Annotated in this window: 13 protein-coding genes; 9 read left to right on the top strand and 4 right to left on the bottom strand. The window is 35.7% G+C overall.

Features of this window, described 5'->3' with window-relative positions; genetic code table 11:
• Positions 1 to 609: 609 nt before the first annotated feature.
• A complete protein-coding gene (locus EA412_12705; GenBank protein ID TVR76819.1) occupies positions 610 to 867 on the top strand; it encodes a hypothetical protein in 258 nt (85 codons plus the stop codon).
• Between the two features lie 74 nt (positions 868 to 941).
• Here the strand turns inward: EA412_12705 and EA412_12700 are convergent, their stop codons facing one another.
• Entirely contained in the window at positions 942 to 2,258 is a 1,317-nt protein-coding gene (locus EA412_12700; protein TVR76818.1) for a citrate (Si)-synthase, eukaryotic, read from the bottom strand.
• Between the two features lie 141 nt (positions 2,259 to 2,399).
• Positions 2,400 to 4,034: a T9SS C-terminal target domain-containing protein gene (locus EA412_12695; GenBank protein ID TVR76817.1), complete on the bottom strand. Its 1,635-nt coding sequence runs from the start codon at positions 4,032 to 4,034 to the stop codon at positions 2,400 to 2,402.
• Positions 4,035 to 4,197: 163 nt separating this feature from the next.
• Here EA412_12695 and EA412_12690 point away from each other — a divergent pair, with 163 nt between their 5' ends.
• Positions 4,198 to 5,106: a 30S ribosomal protein S6--L-glutamate ligase gene (locus tag EA412_12690; protein ID TVR76820.1), complete on the top strand. Its 909-nt coding sequence runs from the start codon at positions 4,198 to 4,200 to the stop codon at positions 5,104 to 5,106.
• 6 nt (positions 5,107 to 5,112) lie between these two features.
• On the opposite strand, the gene EA412_12685 is transcribed toward EA412_12690, so the two are convergent.
• Together EA412_12685 and EA412_12680 are read right to left on the bottom strand one after the other, a co-directional pair.
• Positions 5,113 to 6,153, bottom strand: coding sequence for a type IX secretion system membrane protein PorP/SprF (locus tag EA412_12685; protein TVR76816.1), 1,041 nt, complete (start codon positions 6,151 to 6,153; stop codon positions 5,113 to 5,115).
• A 25-nt stretch (positions 6,154 to 6,178) separates the two neighbouring features.
• Positions 6,179 to 10,261 (bottom strand): PKD domain-containing protein, encoded by a 4,083-nt coding sequence (locus EA412_12680; protein TVR76815.1) that lies wholly within the window; start codon positions 10,259 to 10,261, stop codon positions 6,179 to 6,181.
• Between the two features lie 282 nt (positions 10,262 to 10,543).
• Here EA412_12680 and EA412_12675 point away from each other — a divergent pair, with 282 nt between their 5' ends.
• The 7 genes from EA412_12675 to EA412_12645 all read left to right on the top strand — a co-directional run bounded on the left by EA412_12675 (position 10,544) and on the right by EA412_12645 (position 19,336).
• A complete protein-coding gene (locus EA412_12675) occupies positions 10,544 to 11,785 on the top strand; it encodes a glycosyltransferase family 1 protein (GenBank protein TVR76814.1) in 1,242 nt (413 codons plus the stop codon).
• 89 nt (positions 11,786 to 11,874) lie between these two features.
• Complete coding sequence (locus EA412_12670; GenBank protein TVR76813.1) at positions 11,875 to 12,657, top strand: hypothetical protein; 783 nt, start codon at positions 11,875 to 11,877, stop codon at positions 12,655 to 12,657.
• 3 nt (positions 12,658 to 12,660) lie between these two features.
• On the top strand, positions 12,661 to 15,093 hold the full coding sequence (locus EA412_12665; protein TVR76812.1) for a polysaccharide biosynthesis tyrosine autokinase: 2,433 nt from the start codon (positions 12,661 to 12,663) through the stop codon (positions 15,091 to 15,093).
• A gap of 25 nt (positions 15,094 to 15,118) precedes the next feature.
• Positions 15,119 to 16,222, top strand: a complete 1,104-nt coding sequence (locus EA412_12660; protein TVR76811.1) for an undecaprenyl/decaprenyl-phosphate alpha-N-acetylglucosaminyl 1-phosphate transferase — start codon at positions 15,119 to 15,121, stop codon at positions 16,220 to 16,222.
• A gap of 3 nt (positions 16,223 to 16,225) precedes the next feature.
• Positions 16,226 to 16,603: a fluoride efflux transporter CrcB gene (gene crcB / locus EA412_12655; GenBank protein TVR76810.1), complete on the top strand. Its 378-nt coding sequence runs from the start codon at positions 16,226 to 16,228 to the stop codon at positions 16,601 to 16,603.
• Positions 16,604 to 16,706: 103 nt separating this feature from the next.
• The gene (locus EA412_12650; protein ID TVR76809.1) at positions 16,707 to 17,657 is read left to right on the top strand and encodes a tryptophan 2,3-dioxygenase; all 951 of its coding nucleotides are present in this window, start codon (positions 16,707 to 16,709) and stop codon (positions 17,655 to 17,657) included.
• Between the two features lie 158 nt (positions 17,658 to 17,815).
• Entirely contained in the window at positions 17,816 to 19,336 is a 1,521-nt protein-coding gene (locus tag EA412_12645; GenBank protein TVR76808.1) for an alanine:cation symporter family protein, read from the top strand.
• Positions 19,337 to 19,431: the final 95 nt, after the last annotated feature.

The following is a 19,431-nucleotide window of genomic DNA, read 5'->3' as shown; positions in this document are numbered from 1 at the left end:
GGGCCTTGAGGGATTGTCCAATAAAACAAGAAAACCGGAACGCTTAGACTTTGAGAAGAAAATGGACAAAGAACAGCCTCACTCCCCACCGTCATTGTGAGCTTCAAGAGGGAAGCCTTGCGGGCATGCTTGAAGTGTGACAATCTCCTGATTGGGGGCAGGGGGTTTCAAAAAGTTTTATCAAGCCCTTTCTAACTCTTTTATTAATAAGAAAAACCCTCATCTTTTCTGTCATGCTGACGTTAGGAAGCATCTCCGGATTGATTGGGAGATCTCTCACAACATTTTCCATTTTCCATTTTCCATCATAATTTTGACATTTTTCTTTCTTGGAATTTGGGCACTTGGGTCTTGGTCTCTTGGGTCTTCTTTCACTGCCTACTGCCGCTGCCTCCTGCCTACTTTCTCCCTTGGGTCTTGCGCACCGTATTTTCCATTTCTAACTCTTTCTATTCAGGAGATTATTACACGCGACTTGGGCGCATGCACAAAATCCAATATTTATGGTAGTCGCGCTCATAATGACGGAATTTTTTAAGGTTTTTCCTTTTAAGAGCGGGCTAACAAAATTGCTGCCTTTAAATTTTTGAATTCTTGAAATTTAGGCTCTTGGGTCTTTCAACTTTCCGTAACATATTTTATTATTCAACGTATAATAATCAAACTCAAACCCTTAAGCAAATGACTACGATTAAAACAAGAGGAAAAGTAAATCTTATAAAAGGAAGACTTTTATATGTCTGGTCAACTGTCATCAGAAGTGAAGAAATGAAAAACAAAGCAAAAATGAAAATCTTGACCGGAAGAGCTCAATTGAAATATCACGATCAACCGGTGAAATTATTAAGATTTATAGGTGGTTTCTAAAAAAAAAGCAGATTAATCGCATTTTTAAAAAAATGAGACTAATCTGCTGAACAAAGGATCAACTAAGCTCTATATTATTTCGATGCAGAGTTTTTAATAATTTCTTTTATTGTCTCAGTCGTCAAAGACTTAGGTCTCTCAATCGGTAAACCGAATGCTCTGTCCCAACATAATGACGATAAAACTCCTAAAGCTCTCGACACTCCGAATAAAACGGTATAAAAATCATACTCTTTCAATCCGTAGTGAAGTAATAAAGCTCCTGAATGAGCATCTACGTTTGGCCATGGATTTTTCACTTTTCCGGTATCTTTTAAGATAGGCGGCACTACTTCGAGTAACTTCCACACAATTTGAACCAATTCGTCATCTGCAAGATACTTTTCAGCAAATTCTTTTTGAGCTGTATACCTTGGATCTGTTTTTCTTAACACGGCATGTCCGAATCCAGGGATAACTTTTCCGGAATCTAAAGTTTTCTTAACATAGTTTGCCACTTCTTCTTTGCTTGGGTTTCCTCCTCCAAGTTCTTCTTTCATATCCAGTATCCAACGAATAACCTCCTGGTTTGCAAGTCCGTGAAGCGGTCCTGCCAAGCCATTCATACCTGCTGAAAAAGAATAGTATGCGTCACTTAAAGCTGAACCTACTAAATGAGTTGTATGTGCAGAAACATTTCCACCTTCATGGTCAACATGAATTGTTAAATACAACCTCATCAATCTTTTAAAATCTTCAGATTGAAAGCCTAACATATGCGCAAAATTCGCAGCCCAGTCAAGGCTGTTATCCGGTTCTATGTGGTTATTATTGTGATAGGTTCTTCTATATATATAAGCGGCAATCCGAGGCAATTTAGCTATCAGATTCATCACATCCTCATAAGTCGGATCCCAATATTCTTTTTTATTAATTCCTTCTCTGTATGCTTTGGCAAATTCTGACAGTGTTTGTAAAGCTAAGACCGCAATGCTAAACTGAGTCATTGGGTGAGTGTCTATAGGCAGATTATCCAAAGTAGTGAAAACATGCTGAGGAACATCTGAACGACTTACCCATTCTTTTGTAAGAGCTCTTACATCTTCTACTGTTGGCAATTCACCAACCAGCATTAGATAAAATATTCCTTCCGGAAGTGGTTCTACTCCACCCGGAGCTTTAGGAAGCTTTTCTCTCAACTCAGGAATTGTATACCCCCTAAAACGGATTCCTTCTTCAGGGTCTAATTGCGATGTCTCTGTAATTAATGCTTTTACTCCTCTCATACCACCATATGCCTGAGCTATAGTAACTGTACCCAATTCAATATCTCCATGCTCTTTAAGCATCTTTTTCACTTCATCTGCCATAGGTAGTGCAACACTAGAGAATTTCTCTTTCAAATTTGCCATATTTCGTTATCTTATTTAAATTTATTGTATATATTAAAATTCCTGCTAAAATACAAAAAAATCAGCTTTTTAAAAAGTTTTTTTGATTTACCTGTAAACAACTTTGTAGAGAAAAAGTTGTCGCTTTTTTCACTATAAGAATTAAATCTTTATAATCGGTATTCGGCTATGTTCATTTCCGGAACTAAGGTGCAAATGATACTTACCGGAAGGTAACTGAAATTTCTCAAGATTAATAAGAATATTTGAGCCTTTGAAGGTTTCAGCATGAAATTCTTTCAGTACTCTCTGACCCGCAGAATTATATAATTCTATTTCCATGGTCTCAAAATTTCTTTCAAAATTCAGACTAATATAATTATTAACCGGATTGAATTCCAAAGTAACAAAATTGTCTTTTTCTAAATATTCAGCAGAAACGACCTCTTCATCCTCAGATGGCATACTTTCTGTATATTGATAAATCAATAACATCATTTCATCATCGGTAGTAAGTCCAAAAGTAACCGTATTCCCGGAATAGTTATTAAAAGTGGCCTCATGTATTAATCCATTATTGTTAGCAATAGGCTTTAAAGGAGAGAAATATCTGATTGGCGGGTGCTCCCAATTATAAAAACCTAAGTCTTCTACATAATCAACATCATAATTTCCATTATATAATGTATCCCCTCTTGTTCCGTCAGGGTTTCTGGCAAAAACATTATAGGCCGTTCCAAACTTATGTGTATGTGAAGTTATTTTCCAAATATAAGAAGTGTCAGTATTTGTAGGGCTGTAAATCGGCTCACTAAATGTAGTTTCTCCCGGAGGTATTATAAACTGCATAACCGGATAATGCCTGTATTGTGTAAGCATTTCTACTTCTGCTGTTCCACTTGGCTGTGTATAAACATTCATATAGATTTCGGCCTTCAAAATTTCATCTGTACTATAGTTTAAGATATGATAGTTAAAATCCAAAGCTGTATTTTCTCCCCAGAAAAAAGCAGTTTTTTCCGGTAACCTTATATCATTTGAGTATTGCCACTGTGTCACAACATTTTTATCAGAACTCAGAACATTACTCATATTAACCGGTCTGAGCCAGGCGCTATTTGGTGCTTGCCCTTCCTTAAATTTGTATAATAAAAAGTGATGCGATTGCCAGTTCATAAACACATCTATACGATTCACCTCCATAGGCTCATCATTCCAAAGTTCATGCTTTTTGAAAAACTCAACTTCCTGAAGTGGCTCAAGAAATATTGGTCCAAAATGTAGTTGAAAGCCTTCAGACGGATCCGGAGGATTAGGGATGTTTGCTATTTGCAAACCACCATCATTATAATATGATTCAATTGCAGATTGATTTACTACATTTCCACTTTGTGGAGCTCCATTTAAAATCCATTGCCTGATAATCTCCACTTCATGATCGGGTATAGGAGCGTTCGGATTAGGCATCATGCTTCCTTCTCCGGCTGATAGTCCCAAATTAGGACCCAGATTTTTGTTTATCTTTCTTAGTAAGAAACTTTTTTCAGGATATCCTCTATATATCAATTCATCACCTTTTGCTGCAGCAACAGGATTTACAGGTGTTTTTCCGATGATTAAGCTATACACATCTGATTTAGACATGGTAAAATCTAAAAAAGGGGCTGTATTTACATTATTATGACAAGAGGAACACTGCGCCTGCAGTAAATTATAAACTCTGTCATATGTAACCTGGCTTTTCAGGCTAATAATTGTAAATAAAAACAATGTAGTGAGAAATATTTTTTGTATCATATACTTTTGATTTTCAGCCTTAAAGTTAATAATTTGAAATTAATAAATCTAAAGATTAAAAAAATAAAAAATAAAAAATACCTGTTAAACTAAAATAACTCGTTAAAATAGGTTTTTTTTGAAGTGTATAATGTTACTTGCGCCTTTGCTAAACAAACAGTTTATGAAAATAGCTATTCTATCCCGGGGATTAAAAATTTATTCTACAAAAAGACTATATGAGGCTTGCCTGGAAAGAGGTCATGAGCCTGTGGTTTATAATCCTACCAGTCTGGACTTAATGATACAAAAGAAACAGCCGGCTGTTCATTTTAACGGTAAAGAAGTACTGGATGTAGATGCTATAATTCCTAGAATTGGAGCCTCAATTACATTTTATGGGGCAGCTGTAATCCGACAATTTGAAATGATGAAAACCTTCACCGCCGTTGAATCTCAGGCTTTGGTTCGCTCCCGAGATAAGTTAAGGAGTCTGCAGGTTTTATCAAGAGCCGGGGTTGATATGCCGAAAACAGCTTTTACTTTTGGCTCCAAAGATACCGAGTCTCTAATCCAGCGAGTTGGAGGTGCTCCTTTAATTATTAAACTATTGGAAGGCACGCAGGGCATAGGTGTAGTCCTGGCAGAGAATAAAAAAGCAGCTGTTTCTGTAATTGAAGCTTTCCATGGTCTAAAAGCCCGCATCATAGTACAAGAATTTATCAAAGAAGCCGGTGGAGCAGATATCCGGGCTTTTGTGGTTGACGGTGAAGTTATCGGAGCAATGAAAAGACAAGGGAAAGAAGGTGATTTTCGTTCAAATCTGCACAGAGGCGGAAAAGCTGAATTGATAAAGTTAAGCAGAGCAGAAAAATCAACAGCTCTAAAAGCGGTTAAAACTTTAGGTCTTGGAGTAGCCGGTGTTGATATGCTTCAGTCTTCCCGCGGACCACTGGTTATGGAAGTAAACTCTTCTCCCGGTCTGGAAGGAATTGAAAAGGCAACCGGAATTGATATTGCCACAAAAATCATTGAGTATATAGAAAAAAATGCTCCGCTAAAGAGATTTCAAAAAGACAAAATAAAAGCATAAAATAATTCATAGCCTCGGACATGGAATCCTTATGATATCACTTTCTCTCTGCACAAAGCCTCGATAGTACAATGAGAGTTCTATCCCTCCTCTGTAATTGCTGTAACTACTCAAACCGGAAACGTTTATGTCATAACTTAAAATGGCCTGCCATTCTTCCCAAACATAACCAACTGCAGGAATAAGTGCATCTGAAACCCTATACCAAAGTCCGGTAAGTAATTCACCTTCAAACTGGCTTCCCTGAGCAACTTTAAAGCCTGCATTCATTCCTCCAACCCATTCTGAAGCTTTCTTTTGTGTAGCAAAGTAAAGGGATGGATATAATTTTATATCCTCATTAATATTGTACAATGCATGTAAATAGTTATTCAGCCTTAACCCTATTTTGTTTTCACTTCTCAAAAACGAATCTCCGGGTCTGTTTATATGGCGTAAAGCTGCACCTAATTCAAAAGCATTTTGATTTTCACTTTCATAAGAAAAACGCAAAGAAGCTGAAAGGTCCGGATATATATACCTTTCACTGTCAAAAGTCTCACCACTTGGGATATTCGTATCAAAAATACCCGGATCGTTATCCCACTGGTTATCAAAAGTAAACTTATCAGTATCTATACTTCTTTGCACTACAGCCGACCCAAAGCCGGCAGTTAGTCTAAACCTGTTAAACCTGTCCAAAGACCTGGAGTATGCAATATTCAAATTCAATCTGTTAAAAGTCAGACTCCCGTCACCGGCTACATCGCGAAGTATATATCCGCCTAACCAAAGTTGATCTCCGGCAGGAATTAAATCTAATGACACTTTGGATCCTCCGCTTAAGGCTAATGTCCTGTAAGTATAGTTACTTATACTTGAAGCCCATCCCCATTGATTTTTATAATTTATACCTATAAAATAATCGGCATCCTGCATTACTCCGGTAGGTGTAAGCATAGGCTCAGCAGCATAAAATTGAGAAAAATGGATATCCTGAGCCTTTATATCAAAGGCTGTAAATCTCAATAAGAGCAACAATATTCCAATTTTAATCCCAATTTTCATTTATCTCTGTTTAATTTTTCATTTCCTATCTTATAAGTGTCACTTGTCCTGATAATTTTTGTTGACTTCCATCCAAATAACTCACTTCTACAGTGTATACATACACTTCCTGTTCCTGTGGTTCGCCTTTGTAAGTCCCGTCCCAGCCAATATCCTGATTTGTAGATTCAAAAACTCTTTCACCCCATCTATTGTAAACTCTAAATAGCAATTCTTCAAATCCATAACCTCTTACATATAAAATATCATTCACTCCGTCCCCATTTGGGGTAAATGCAGATGGCACTCCAACAGCTTTTTCAAATATCACTAAAATATTTTCACACACCTCTGTAGGACAGTCGTTGTCATTATTTGCCTGTAAGCAAATTTCATATTCCCCGGTTTCACTAAAATTCAGAACTAAATCTCTTTCATTAGAATAAAATGAACCATCCAAATTCCATTGAAAAAACAAATCCTGATCTGATAAATTTTCTAAATTGACATCTTCAAATATAAAAGTTACATTTGAATCTATCTGAAAGGAAGCTTCAGCTAGTGAATTGGAAATAAAGATATATGATGCAGTATCAGTCAGGTTACAAGTTTGTGGATTTGAAGCAACTAAAAAATACTCATAAATTCCGGCGGATAAATTAACAGCTATTTGCTGATTTTCTGAAGCTATTTCATCATCGTAAATCCATTGATAAGATTCCGGATTTATAGCACTGCCTGTAATTGCTTCAGACAAAGGTTCACAACTTATAATGGTGTCGCCCAAAGCTTGTACTTCCGGTAACAATTCAAAAACAGCAGATATTGTGTCTGTCAGTAAACAAGCGCTATTTTGTACGATTAAATCTACCAGATAAAGCCCCTCTTCGCTTTCCTGTAATTGTATTTGTTCCTGAGATGACACAAAATTCCCATTTACAAACCAGTTTAAATCCGTATAACCAAAAGAGGTATTTTGTAAGTTAACTTCTAGAATGCCACAATCAGTAATAGTTACAGAACTAAAATCAGCTCTTATAGAATCTTCTGCTAAAAAAACTTGAATCGCTGCAGTGTCTGAAGGATTACAAACATTACTTCCAAATCCTATTAGTAAAATTTCATAAAATCCCGGCTCATTAATAATAAGTTGCGGGTTTAGATCCGTTGAAGTTGTCCCATCATCAAAAACCCAAAGAAAACTGTCCGTAAAAGCAGTATCTCCTTCCAACTCCAACAATGCGGGAGCGCAAAGTAAGCTATCAGGAGCATTAATGGCCAATTGCATTTCCGGTAAAAATTCCAATTCAATACTAAAGCTGTCAATACTTCGGCAGGCATTGGGATTGTTGACGACCAAACTAACATTATATAACCCGGCTTCAGAAAATTGATGTACCGGATTTTCAGCAACAGAAGTATTCCCGTCTCCAAAATCCCATTCAAATTGCGTTGCATTAAAGCTTTGGTTTTGAAACTCTACAATATAATCTCCACAATCCGAAACTACATCCGGTACAAAATCCGCTGTTACAAAATCATCCTCTACAACTATAGTAAGATAAGATGTATCTGTCCTGTATATACCCGCACATAAATTACTGTCAACACCTATTAGCATAACTTCATAAATACCTTCGTCTACATAAGTATGTTGAGGAAAAGTATCCGTAGAAAGGTTTCCATCACCAAAATCCCAAAAGTAATGCGTAGCATTTATGCTGTTAGGATTAAACTCCACAGTAAATGGAGCACATCCAATAGTTGAAGGAAGCGCTTCCACATCAACTTCAATATTAGATATGTTAAACTGAAACTTAATAGCTCCAAGGTTGCAATTATTACTTGGATTATTGTTTGACCATACATCCGGTGTAGTCGGAAAGGCATTGTTTGTAGCACAATCTGAGCAAACCGCCTGATAAATTATCCCATTTTCATCAAATCGACTTGTACCCCCATCAACATGCTCTCGACTGACAACTGAATTTCCGGAAAAATAGGTCGCGTATATAAGAGATTCAGCCATGGGACTTAAAATAAAAAAATAAAAGCCGGTAGAACTAACCATAGATGACTGAAAAGCATCTGAAGTTATTGGCATATTTAGTAGGTTCCCGGTATAAGCATAATTTACTAAGGGTCCTCCCCATCCGGAAACATAAATATTATCACAATTGTCCACTAAAAAGGCAGTAGGTGAAATATTCACCAAGCCGGTACCATTCCCAAAAACAGTCGAAAAATATGTCGAATCTAAATCAGCATTCAGGGCATGTATAAATTGTCCGCTATTAGGATTATTATAAACCTGTCCGCTAACAGGGTAATTTCCGGTTGATTGGCCTAATAGATATACTCTCCCCCTGCTATCTAATTGAAGAAAATATGCCTGATCATAAGCAGAAGTCCCCAGATAACTGCTTTTCAGTAGTGAAGAACCATCATTTGAAATTCTAGAAACAAATCCACTGGTTACACCACCCGGATACACTTCTATTAAAGCTGAGTCAGTCGTTGGAAAATCTATACTTGTAGTACCTCCTGCAATAAAAATATCTCCGTCATCACCTACCTTGATTGTATAAGCTGCGTCATTACCACTGCCCCCAATGTAGGATGACCATACTAAATCTGTTATATCAGGGGACACTTTGAAAACAACTCCCTTTTGCCCTCCGCTATAGGAAGTTTGAAAACTCCCGCTTGTAACAGGAAAATCAGAAGATTGAGTAGTTGAAGCTATGTAAATATTATCCAAAGAGTCTAGTATCACTTCACCCCTTGCATGATCTCCGTAATTATAATGCAGCGTGCCTGTCTGGTCAGCTAAATTTAATCCGTCATTGTCGGTACCACTTATAAAAGTTGAACCAATTAATGAAGTACCATCTTCAGAAAAACGACTGACAAAAATATCCGACCCATCCGGAAACAAGACTACAAATGTGACCAGAATGGTATCCCCTCCTTTAAAAATGGTATCATAAGCATTCTGGGTTACAGGGAAATCTGAAGAACCGGTAGAGCCATATACAACCAATTCATTTTGGCTGTTTACAATAATACTCTGAGGGATTTCATTAAAACTACCTCCGAAATAAGTAGAAAAAATAAGGGAACTTCCATCAGGTGAAAACTTTGATATGGCTATATCCCAATTCATCACTCCTGTCCCTCCGGCAAAATTAGCCTGAAATGCTCCCGGAGTTGTTGGATAAACCCCATCATCCCGAACAATTCCCCCGGCATAAAAAAAACCGGCACTATCATAGGTGGCTGTATATCCCCAGTTATCTGCTGAGGATCCGGTAAAAGTTGAAAAAATCAATTCCGGGTCAATTATCAATTCCTTATCTAAGTCATAACCGTCCGGTAAATCAAAATAAAAAGTCCCGTCACTTTTTTGAGCAAAAAAACAGGGAACCTCAACCGTATCATTATCAATTACTTGAAAAGCAAAAGGTTTTAATTCAGTCACATTTCTCACCCCCGTCTCAATAAAAAGCGAACCATTTTTTAGGATAGTCACTTCATTGGGACCTTCATATTGCCAGTTAATATTAGACGGATCTGCTCCGGCTTCTACAATAAAATCATATTTCAAGTGCTGACCACCATGCAACGGACATTCTTTAGCGTATATACTAAGGTCAATATTATCATAAATATCTTTATATAAAACCCTTCCATACGATTTTACATCACTAACCCAGTTTGATTTATCATTGCCTAAAAAGTAATTTTTATAATCCGGCAGCTGACCTCCACCCTCAAGAGAAACTTCTTCATTAACACCAATAAATTGATGATAATATGCATGTCCGTTAACTTTTAAATCCATAATTCGGGAAACGTCAGGTACATCGCTCTGATGCTTTATGTCATGTATTTCATGTAAATCGTCCGGATGTAAAAATGAAAAAACAAATCTGTCTCTTTCAATAAATACGGCACCACCCTGTAATGGGATTTTATAACTAAAATCTTCCGGCCACTGACCTTTATTTTCAATGAATCGAATTTCTCCCGGAGCATCATCTATAGGGTGTTCATGTGCCTCCAATGAAAAAAAGCACAGGAAAAAACAGCTTATTAGTAAAAAAGATATACCTTTATGTTTAGGCATAAAATGTTAAATTGAATTGCCAATTTGAATAAAAAATTCTAATTTACAAATATTCAATGAATATTTCTTAAAACTCAATCCTCTATATTCGATAATAATTCTACCCATTATTAAATTAATTAAACGTCAAGGTTAAATAAATTAAAAAGCTGAATATTGAGCTTCTCTTTATTATGCATTGCTTGCAATTATTATCAAATTTGCTAAAAAGCATAAGCTAAGATTCTCTTTATGTTAAGATTAATTAATTTATTACCTTTGCAGGCTTAAAATAAAAAGGATATGGGTAAGAAACTTAAAGTGTTGCACACAATGACTTGGTTCTGTAAGGGCGGAGGTGCAGATTTAAATGTTTATCACACTATAAATGGACTTAAAGATGAATTTGATATGCATATTGCCGTCGGTGATGAAATATATCAAAATCATTTTGAAAATATGGAAGGAATTACATTTCACCAGTGTAATGATTTAGTCAGACCAATCAACCTTTTTAAAGACTTAAAAGCTGTCTATTATTTTTATAAGCTTATAAAAAAGGAAAAATACGATATTGTCCATACACATGAATCCAAAGCCAGTGTTGTAACCAGATTAGCGGCAAAATTAGCCGGCACACCGGTCATCATTTTCGGTCTTCATGGTGTGAACTTCAAAATGCCATTTAGCAAATGGAAGAAAAAGTTTTTTTACTACATTGAAAAAACAACTATCGGCGCTGCTGATAAGATAATTGCAGTTGGGCAAAATGTAGTCGATATCTATCACGAGCACAATGTTGGAAATAAAATCCCCTATGAGGTTGTCTACAGTGGCATTGAAGTAGAGAAATTTAAACAAGGCGCTTTGTTAAGCAAAGAAGAAAGAAGCCGTTTAAGAAATGAAATCGGTGTTAGCGATACTGACTTTTTACTTACAAACGTGGGCAGATTAACCAGAAACAAAGGACAAAAATATGCCATTCAAGCAATGGAGCAATTGGTTCAAAAATTTCCAAATGTAAAATTATTATTAGCAGGTGAAGGCGAACTAAAAGAAGATTATGTAAAACAGGTAAAAGAAGCCGGTTTAGAAAACAATATTATATTTTACGGGTATTGCGACAATATTCCTCAGTTGTATGGCATGTCAGACTTGTACTTCCACACTTCATTGAGTGAAGGTTTGCCACGGGTAGTAGTTGAGTCTTATTTAAGTAAACTTCCCGTAGTTTGTTTTGAAGTAGAGGGAATTCATGAAATCATTGACCATGGAAAGACCGGTTATATTTCTAAGCAGTATGATGTAAACACATTGGTTAAATATGCAGCTGAACTTATATCAGATGACCAAAAAAGAGAAACCTTTGGAATAAAAGGTTGTGAATTTGCATCTGAAAGATGGGATCACCATAGAATGGTAGACACTTTACGCGATTTATACTATAAGTGGCTAAACGAAAAAACACCCGGTAAAGTGGTTTATACAAAGCAATTAGAAGCAAAACCTAAGACGAAAAAAGTCTACGCAACAAAATTGAACTAACTAAATACTTAAAAAAGCTATAATAGCATACTACATCTGCTCATACTAAAGGTATTTTTATTAGTTTTGATGTTCAATTAGAAATTTGTATGGTGAAAAAAACGTGGCTAAAATCAGCTATTCAATTAATTTTTGTTAGTGTAATTGTTTTAACTACAATTTCATCCTGTAAGGTTTTCTACCCAAATGAAATGTGGAGAACCGGTGATGAAATAGAGCCCGCATTGCCTGCAGACACTGTAAAGTCTTCATATACCTTTCAATCAGGGGATATATTTTCAATGAGTGTTTATACTAGAAAAGGACAGCAACTCATAGAAATTTTTGGTGGAACAGGTGCTACTACCCCGACAAGACAAAACATTTCTTATACTGTAAGACCCGATGGAAAGGTTGATTTACCATCAATTGGAACTTTTGAAATTAAAGGACTTACAAAACTGGAAGCAAAAAAAGAACTAGAAGAAGCCTACAGTCAATATTTAAATGATCCTTTCGTTTTATTACAAATTGAGAATCACAGAACTTTTGTTTATTTTGGAAGAGGCGATGCGACTGTTATTAATTTACCAAGGGATGAAACCAACATCGTTGAAGTAATTGCACTTGCCGGGGGTATGCCTTCCGGTGTAAAAGCTCACAGAATAAGAGTTATGAGAGAAATAGACGGAGAGATGAATATTAAATTAATTGATTTATCAACGGTTGAAAACTGGCTTGCAGCAGATTTGATAATTAAACCTAATGACATTATATACATTGAGCCTGTGAGAAGAGTCGGACCTGCATTTGCAACTATTTTAGGAGAAATTACTCCTATTTTGAGTTTGGCAACCACATTATTAACCATCTATTTATTAGTAACAAACTAAGTCTTGAGCAGAGGTAATTCCATATTAAGTATACTACAGAATTTTTTAGGCAAAGATTTTAATCTAAGCCTTCTGGTTTCCATTATTAGAAAAACTTTTGGTTGGTTTCTGCTGATTCTATTTATCACCGTTTTATCTGTTTGGCTATTTTTAAGGTATACCCAACCCATCTATGAAACTTCTTCTGAAATCATCCAAAAAACAGAAAAAACTGCTCAAATATTAGGTACTGATGAATTACTCAGAGGTGACGATGATGTATCCAGAGAAATTCAGATTATCCGTTCGCGCTTATTAGTTGCTAGAGCATTGGAACATTTGCCACTTGATGTAAGATATTTTAAGGAGGGAAGAACCCGGGTAGTACACTCTGAACTTTATCGTTCTTCACCATTTACAATTACCATTGATGAAATTAAGGACCCGGCTATATATGAAAGGGAGATTTACATTAATATCATAGACAGAAATACTTTTACACTCGAATATGAAATTAATAGAAATCGGATACGGGAAACATTAAGCTTCGATCGTTTTTTTGAAAACAACTATTTTATTTTAAAGGCCAGCCTTACAGAATCCGCAGCAGAGCAGATTCATTCTCACGTGGGTGAACCTTATTTCTTTATTCTAGAAAACAGAGAACAGCTTATAAGCAGAGTATCCAGAAATATTCAGGTTTCAGCAATTAATCCAAGGACTAAAACATTACAAATAAAATATAGTGACAATCACCCTCAAAAAGCTAAAGAAATTGTAGAAACGCTAACCAAAGAATATATTAACTATGATTTGGAAAGGAAACAGGAAAGTGCATCTCAAATCCTTAACTTCCTGAACAATCAAATAGATGTTTTTAGTGATGATTTAGCGCAATTTCAGGATACCATTAAAAAATTCAGAATTGAAAATCGCTATTTAAACCCCACAGATGAAGTCCAAATGGTAATGGGTCGTCTAAACCGAGTTGAAAATATGATGCTGGAGTTAAGTTTTAACTTACAGGCAATAGAATGGTTGGAAAACTACATAAGCGGACAAGAGGATTTATCATCTATTCCAAAAGGTATAAATATTGCCAACTTAGAACAGTACACTCATTATCTTGAAGCCATTTCAGATTTAGAAAAAGAAAAAAATGCACTTTTACTAAATGTAAAATCTAATCACCCCCAGGTATTACTGATTGAGGAAAATATTGAAATGTTAAAGCGGGAGTTATTTGAAAACTTTTTCACCGGTCAGGGAGATATGCTCGAGTTTCAGGAAGCTTACTTCAACAAAATCTATCAGCAAAATATATCGGCTTTATTAAATATTCCTGAAAAAGAAGCAGAGTTTTCAAGACTAAGCAGACAATACGAGATTAAAGAACGTTTTTTCAATGTCCTTTTAGACAAACAAGCGGAGTATAATATTGCGAAAGAAGGAATTGTTTCTGACTTTGTAATCTTAAGACAGCCCAGAGTTCCATCAAACCCAATCTTTCCCAATCCTCTTTTACTTTGGTCAGGGGGAATAATCTTATCATTAATTGCCGGAATTATTATTATTGTTCTTAGATATCTGATGCATAATACCATCATTTCTATGGATGAAATTAAAAGAAATTCCAAGGTGGCTATTTTAGGCGCTATACCTTCTCACAAAAAGAAAATGCAAACTTCTGAAGTAGTTGTGGATCAAAACCCTAAATCACTGATATCTGAAGCATTCCGATCCTTAAGAGCAAACCTGCAGTTTATAGAAAATGTTGAAGGACCAAAAACAATTGCTGTAACTTCAACTATTTCCGGAGAGGGTAAGACTTTCATTGCTTTGAACATTGCAGCAATCATGTGTTTCTTAGAAAAAAAGGTAATTGTTCTGGATTTGGATATGCGACGCCCGAGATTAGCACGAGCTTTTAATGTTGCTAATGAAAAGGGTATGAGTACTATTCTGATAGAAAAGGATAATTGGAAAGACTGCCTGAATAAAAGTGGCACAAAAAATCTTGATTTCTTAACTTCAGGCCCTCCCCCGCCCAATCCATCTGAATTGATTCTTTCAAAACAGTTTGACAGCTTGATTGAAGAGTTAAAAAAGGAATATGATTATATAGTCTTTGATACGCCGCCGGTAGGAATTGTAACGGATGCTTTAGAAGTATTAAAAAAAGCAAACTACCCTATCTATGTTGTAAGGGCTGATTATTCAAATAAAAATTTCATCTCAAACCTTGATAAATTAATTGATGAAAATCATATAAATAAACTGTCTGTAGTACTTAATGATGTTGGAAGAGGTGTTTCCGGATACTACTATGGTTACGGTGGATATGGGTACGGATATGGGTATGGCTATGGCGCCGGAGGTTATGGATATGGTTATTACTCCGACGATCTTGTACAAAGCGTACCCTGGTACCGGAAAATTTTTACAAAGAAAAGTTAACTAAACTAATCAACCTAATTTTGAAATGCTTGAGTCAATAAAAGAAATAGTTCCTTTGTCCTATTTGTTCATGTTTGTTATCGCTTCACTTTTTTCGGGTTTTTTAAATTTTCTCTTCTTACGCTTTTCTTTAAACCTCGGAAGAAGAGATGTAACTGAAAATGAACAGATACGCTGGGCAACCACTACCAAGCCGGCTTGGGGAGGAATTTCCTTCTTTATTGTGTTTTTAATGACTATGTCTATCCTTCCCCTGTTTATTGAGCAAAACCTTTTCCTAAACTGGAAGCTTCTGGGACTTATAGGTGCTGTAACTATTGGTTTTCTGGTAGGTTTTGCAGATGATATTTACAATACTAATCCATTGGTGAAGTTTATCGGTCAATTTGCCTGTGCTAATATTCTTATCATATTTGGTTTCTCAATACCGGTTACTCCCATTGCAGAAATAAATTATTTTATTACTACTCTATGGATAGTTGGACTAATGAATTCAGTTAATATGCTGGATAATATGGATGCTATCACAGCCTCAATTTCGCTTAATATCATTATTGGCGGTTTGATTTTAATTGCTCTAAGCGGTGTGTTTTTTACGCATATTCTGACTATTCCTATGCTTGGTGTTGCAGGTGCTTTAGCCGGTTTCCTCTACTATAACTGGAATCCCTCAAAAATGTATATGGGAGACAGTGGGAGCCAATTCTTAGGCGTTTTTTTAGCCGCAATAAGTATTGAATTGTTCTGGGGTGTAAAAGCTTCTCCGGACAGCTATTTTGAATTCATACAATTTGTGTTGCCTGCTTTACTTTTTATTGTTCCTCTAATAGATACAACTACAGTGACTATCAGAAGGCTTGCTAAAAGACAGTCTCCATTTGTAGGTGGCCGGGATCATATTACTCACCACTTTGTGTACCTCGGAATGAATGAAAAACAAGTAGCTATAGCTCTCAACTTCATATCTTTCTTATCTGTCATTTATGTTTATCTATTTGCTACCTACTACCCGGAATCATGGAAGCCATTATATACATTCCTGAGTTTAGGTTATTTCTTAGCCGTTTTTGTAATCATACAAATTCTTTATAACATTGCTAAAAAGAAAAATGCCAGACTTAATTCGTAATATATGGAATCTTATTTAGCTGTTTTTTTGGGAGGTGGATTAGGTAGTATTGCAAGATACAGCATTGCAAAAATTGACATAAGCCATTTAACGAATTTTCCGGTAAATACACTTACTTCAAATGTTTTATCTTCTTTGTTACTGGGAATTTTTTTAGGCCTTTTCATACAAAACAATTACTTTTCTCCAACAATTAAACTACTGCTTATCACCGGTTTTTGTGGTGGCTTCTCTACTTACTCAGCATTTACTTTTGAAACATTAGAACTATTCAAATTTGAAAAATACCTGCTTGCCATATCCAATATTTTCTTAAATTTAGTGCTCTGTATTACATTTTTACTTATTGGAATGGGAATATTGAAATTTCTGTATAAGTAATTTACTTAAGCTTGAATACCCAAATTTTTTGACAATTTCCTCTCAAAATTTTGTACTTTTATAAAATTGAGAAAACATATATATTTTTTATTAAAATAACCTCATGGATGTATCGGATACTATAAAAAACAAACTTAATCAACTGGAAAAAAAGTATGCCTCTATGGGGCAAAATATGGACATGTATTTAGATGGTTTGATTCATACAGACTATTTAAAATACTGGGACTATATTCACCTGGATGTACTTTTAAACTTACAGAAACCACGTACTACATTTCCGGATGAAAAGATATTTATTTTATACCATCAAATCACTGAATTACACTTCCAGCTTATACTTCACGCACAAACTCAAATTTGTGAAAAAAATAAGGGCAGTAAAAATCCTGAGTTCTTTAAAGAACAAATCAGGCGAATAAATACTTATTGGGATGCCTTAACGCAATCATTTGAAATTATGATTGAAGGCATGTATAAAGATGAGTTCTTAAAATTTCGGATGGCATTGTTACCGGCAAGCGGCTTTCAGTCTGCTCAATACAGAATGATTGAAATCTGCAGTACTGACTTAATTAATCTGGTACGGTATAATCAAAGGAAGGCTTTAAAAAAATCTACTGATACTAAGGAATTACTGCAAAATTTATACTGGAAACAAGGGGCTACGGAATTATCCTCCGGAAAGAAAACACTTACCTTAAAGCAATTTGAAGAAAAATACGAAGCTGAGTTCAGACGTTTGGCAGTTCGCTATAAAGAGAAAAACATCTATACCCAATTTAAAAAAATAGAGGAAGCCGGAAATGCCGATGATGAAATGGTAAATTCCTTAAAAAGGTTTGATTTCAAAGCAAATATTGAATGGCCACTCATGCATTATAAATCTGCCGTAAGGTACCTACAAAAAGACCCACAAGATATTTCAGCTACGGGTGGCACAAATTGGCAAAAATACTTGCCTCCAAGACATCAAAGAATCCTCTTTTTCCCTTCATTATGGACTGAAAAAGAATTAGAAAATTGGGGTAAAAATATTTTTAGCAAAAAATAAAACTTCAAATACAGCAATTTTTTTTGTTAAAAAAACATTTAATTTTAACTTAGGCATTCGTTTACAGTATATATCCAATTTTAGAGAAAAGTAATTCATTGTTTTTTAGATAACAATTGATATTACCGTTGATTTTTGGAATAATTAAACCCTTATGAATGGCTAAAGTAAGCACTCTTTTATCTTTGTTTTTTTTTCCGGCATTTTCCTTTAATGCTAAGGGAGAGGAATCTAAGGTTGTTAAAAATTTTGATCAAAGAATTGATGATTTCATAAGCCCTTTTACTTCCACGGTGGAATCAATAGTCTTTTGGTCATTTTCTGTTAATGAAGTCAGTGTCCCATTTGTTTTAGTATGGTTAGTTTTAGGTGCTATTTTTTTTACCGGCTATTTTGGTTTTATTAATATCACAAAATTTAAGCTTGCCATTGATGTTGTAAGAGGTCGCTATACTGACCCTACCGAAAAAGGTGAAGTTTCTCATTTTCAGGCTCTGACAACCGCACTTTCAGCAACAGTAGGTTTAGGAAATATTGCGGGAGTTGCTATAGCAATCAGCTTAGGCGGCCCCGGAGCAACTTTCTGGATGATAATTGCCGGCCTAATAGGCATGTCGTCTAAATTTGCAGAATGTACTCTGGGTGTTAAATACCGTGAAGTAGATAAAGAAGGGGTTGTAATGGGAGGGCCAATGTATTATCTCTCCAAAGGATTTGCTCAAAAAGGTTGGCCTAGTCTGGGTAAAGTATTGGCAGTATTTTTTGCCATTATGTGTATTGGGGGTTCTTTCGGAGGTGGAAATATGTTCCAGGCAAATCAGGCCTTTACACAATTCGCCTCTGTGGTAGATGGTGTTGACGAAGGCCATGGCTGGCTGTTTGGTTTAGTTATGGCCATTGTTGTTGGAATGGTAATTATTGGCGGTATAAAAAGTATTGGTAAAGTCACAGAAAGAGTAGTTCCCTTTATGGTAGGTATTTATATAACAGCCGCAATAATTATTCTTGCAGTAAATTATACAGCCATCCCTGAAGGATTTATGTTAATCTTTACAGAAGCATTTAGCCCAACTGCTGTAGGCGGAGGATTTATAGGTGTTTTGATACAGGGATTTCGCAGAGCGGCTTTTTCAAATGAAGCCGGTATTGGATCTGCATCTATTGCTCATTCAGCTGTTAAAACAAATAATCCGGCCAGTGAAGGAATTGTCGCTCTGTTAGAGCCTTTTATTGATACCGTAGTTGTTTGTACAATGACAGCATTAGTTATCATTATAACCGGCAACTATTTGAATCCGGACAATTTAGATGGAGTGGCATTAACCAGCAATGCATTCTCTACTGTTTTACCCTGGTTTCCGGTGGTGCTGTCAGTAGCTGTTATTCTTTTTGCTTTTTCTACTATGTTATCATGGTCTTACTACGGATTACAATCCTGGAAGTATGCTTTTGGTAACAACCGCTACTCAGACCTGAGTTATAAAATTTTGTTTTGTGCCTTTATAGTGCTCGGAAGTTCGGCAAGTCTGGGAAGTGTAATTGGCTTTTCGGATGCTATGATATTTGCCATGTGTTTCCCGAATATACTCGGACTTATCGTTTTAAGAAAAGTGATAAGAGGCGAACTGAACACCTATCTTGACAAAATTAAAAAAGGGGTGATTAGAAAAAATTTCTAAAAACTTTTACCAATATTTACAGAATCAGGGTTTTAAAATATCAGATGTTCTATTGTTCAAGTAAACCATTCCTTTTTTGTGCAATGGGTCATCCA

This window comes from Chitinophagaceae bacterium (genome assembly GCA_007695095.1).
Lineage (GTDB): Bacteria > Bacteroidota > Bacteroidia > Chitinophagales > REEL01 > REEL01.
This window is presented reverse-complemented; position numbering and strand designations above follow the sequence as displayed.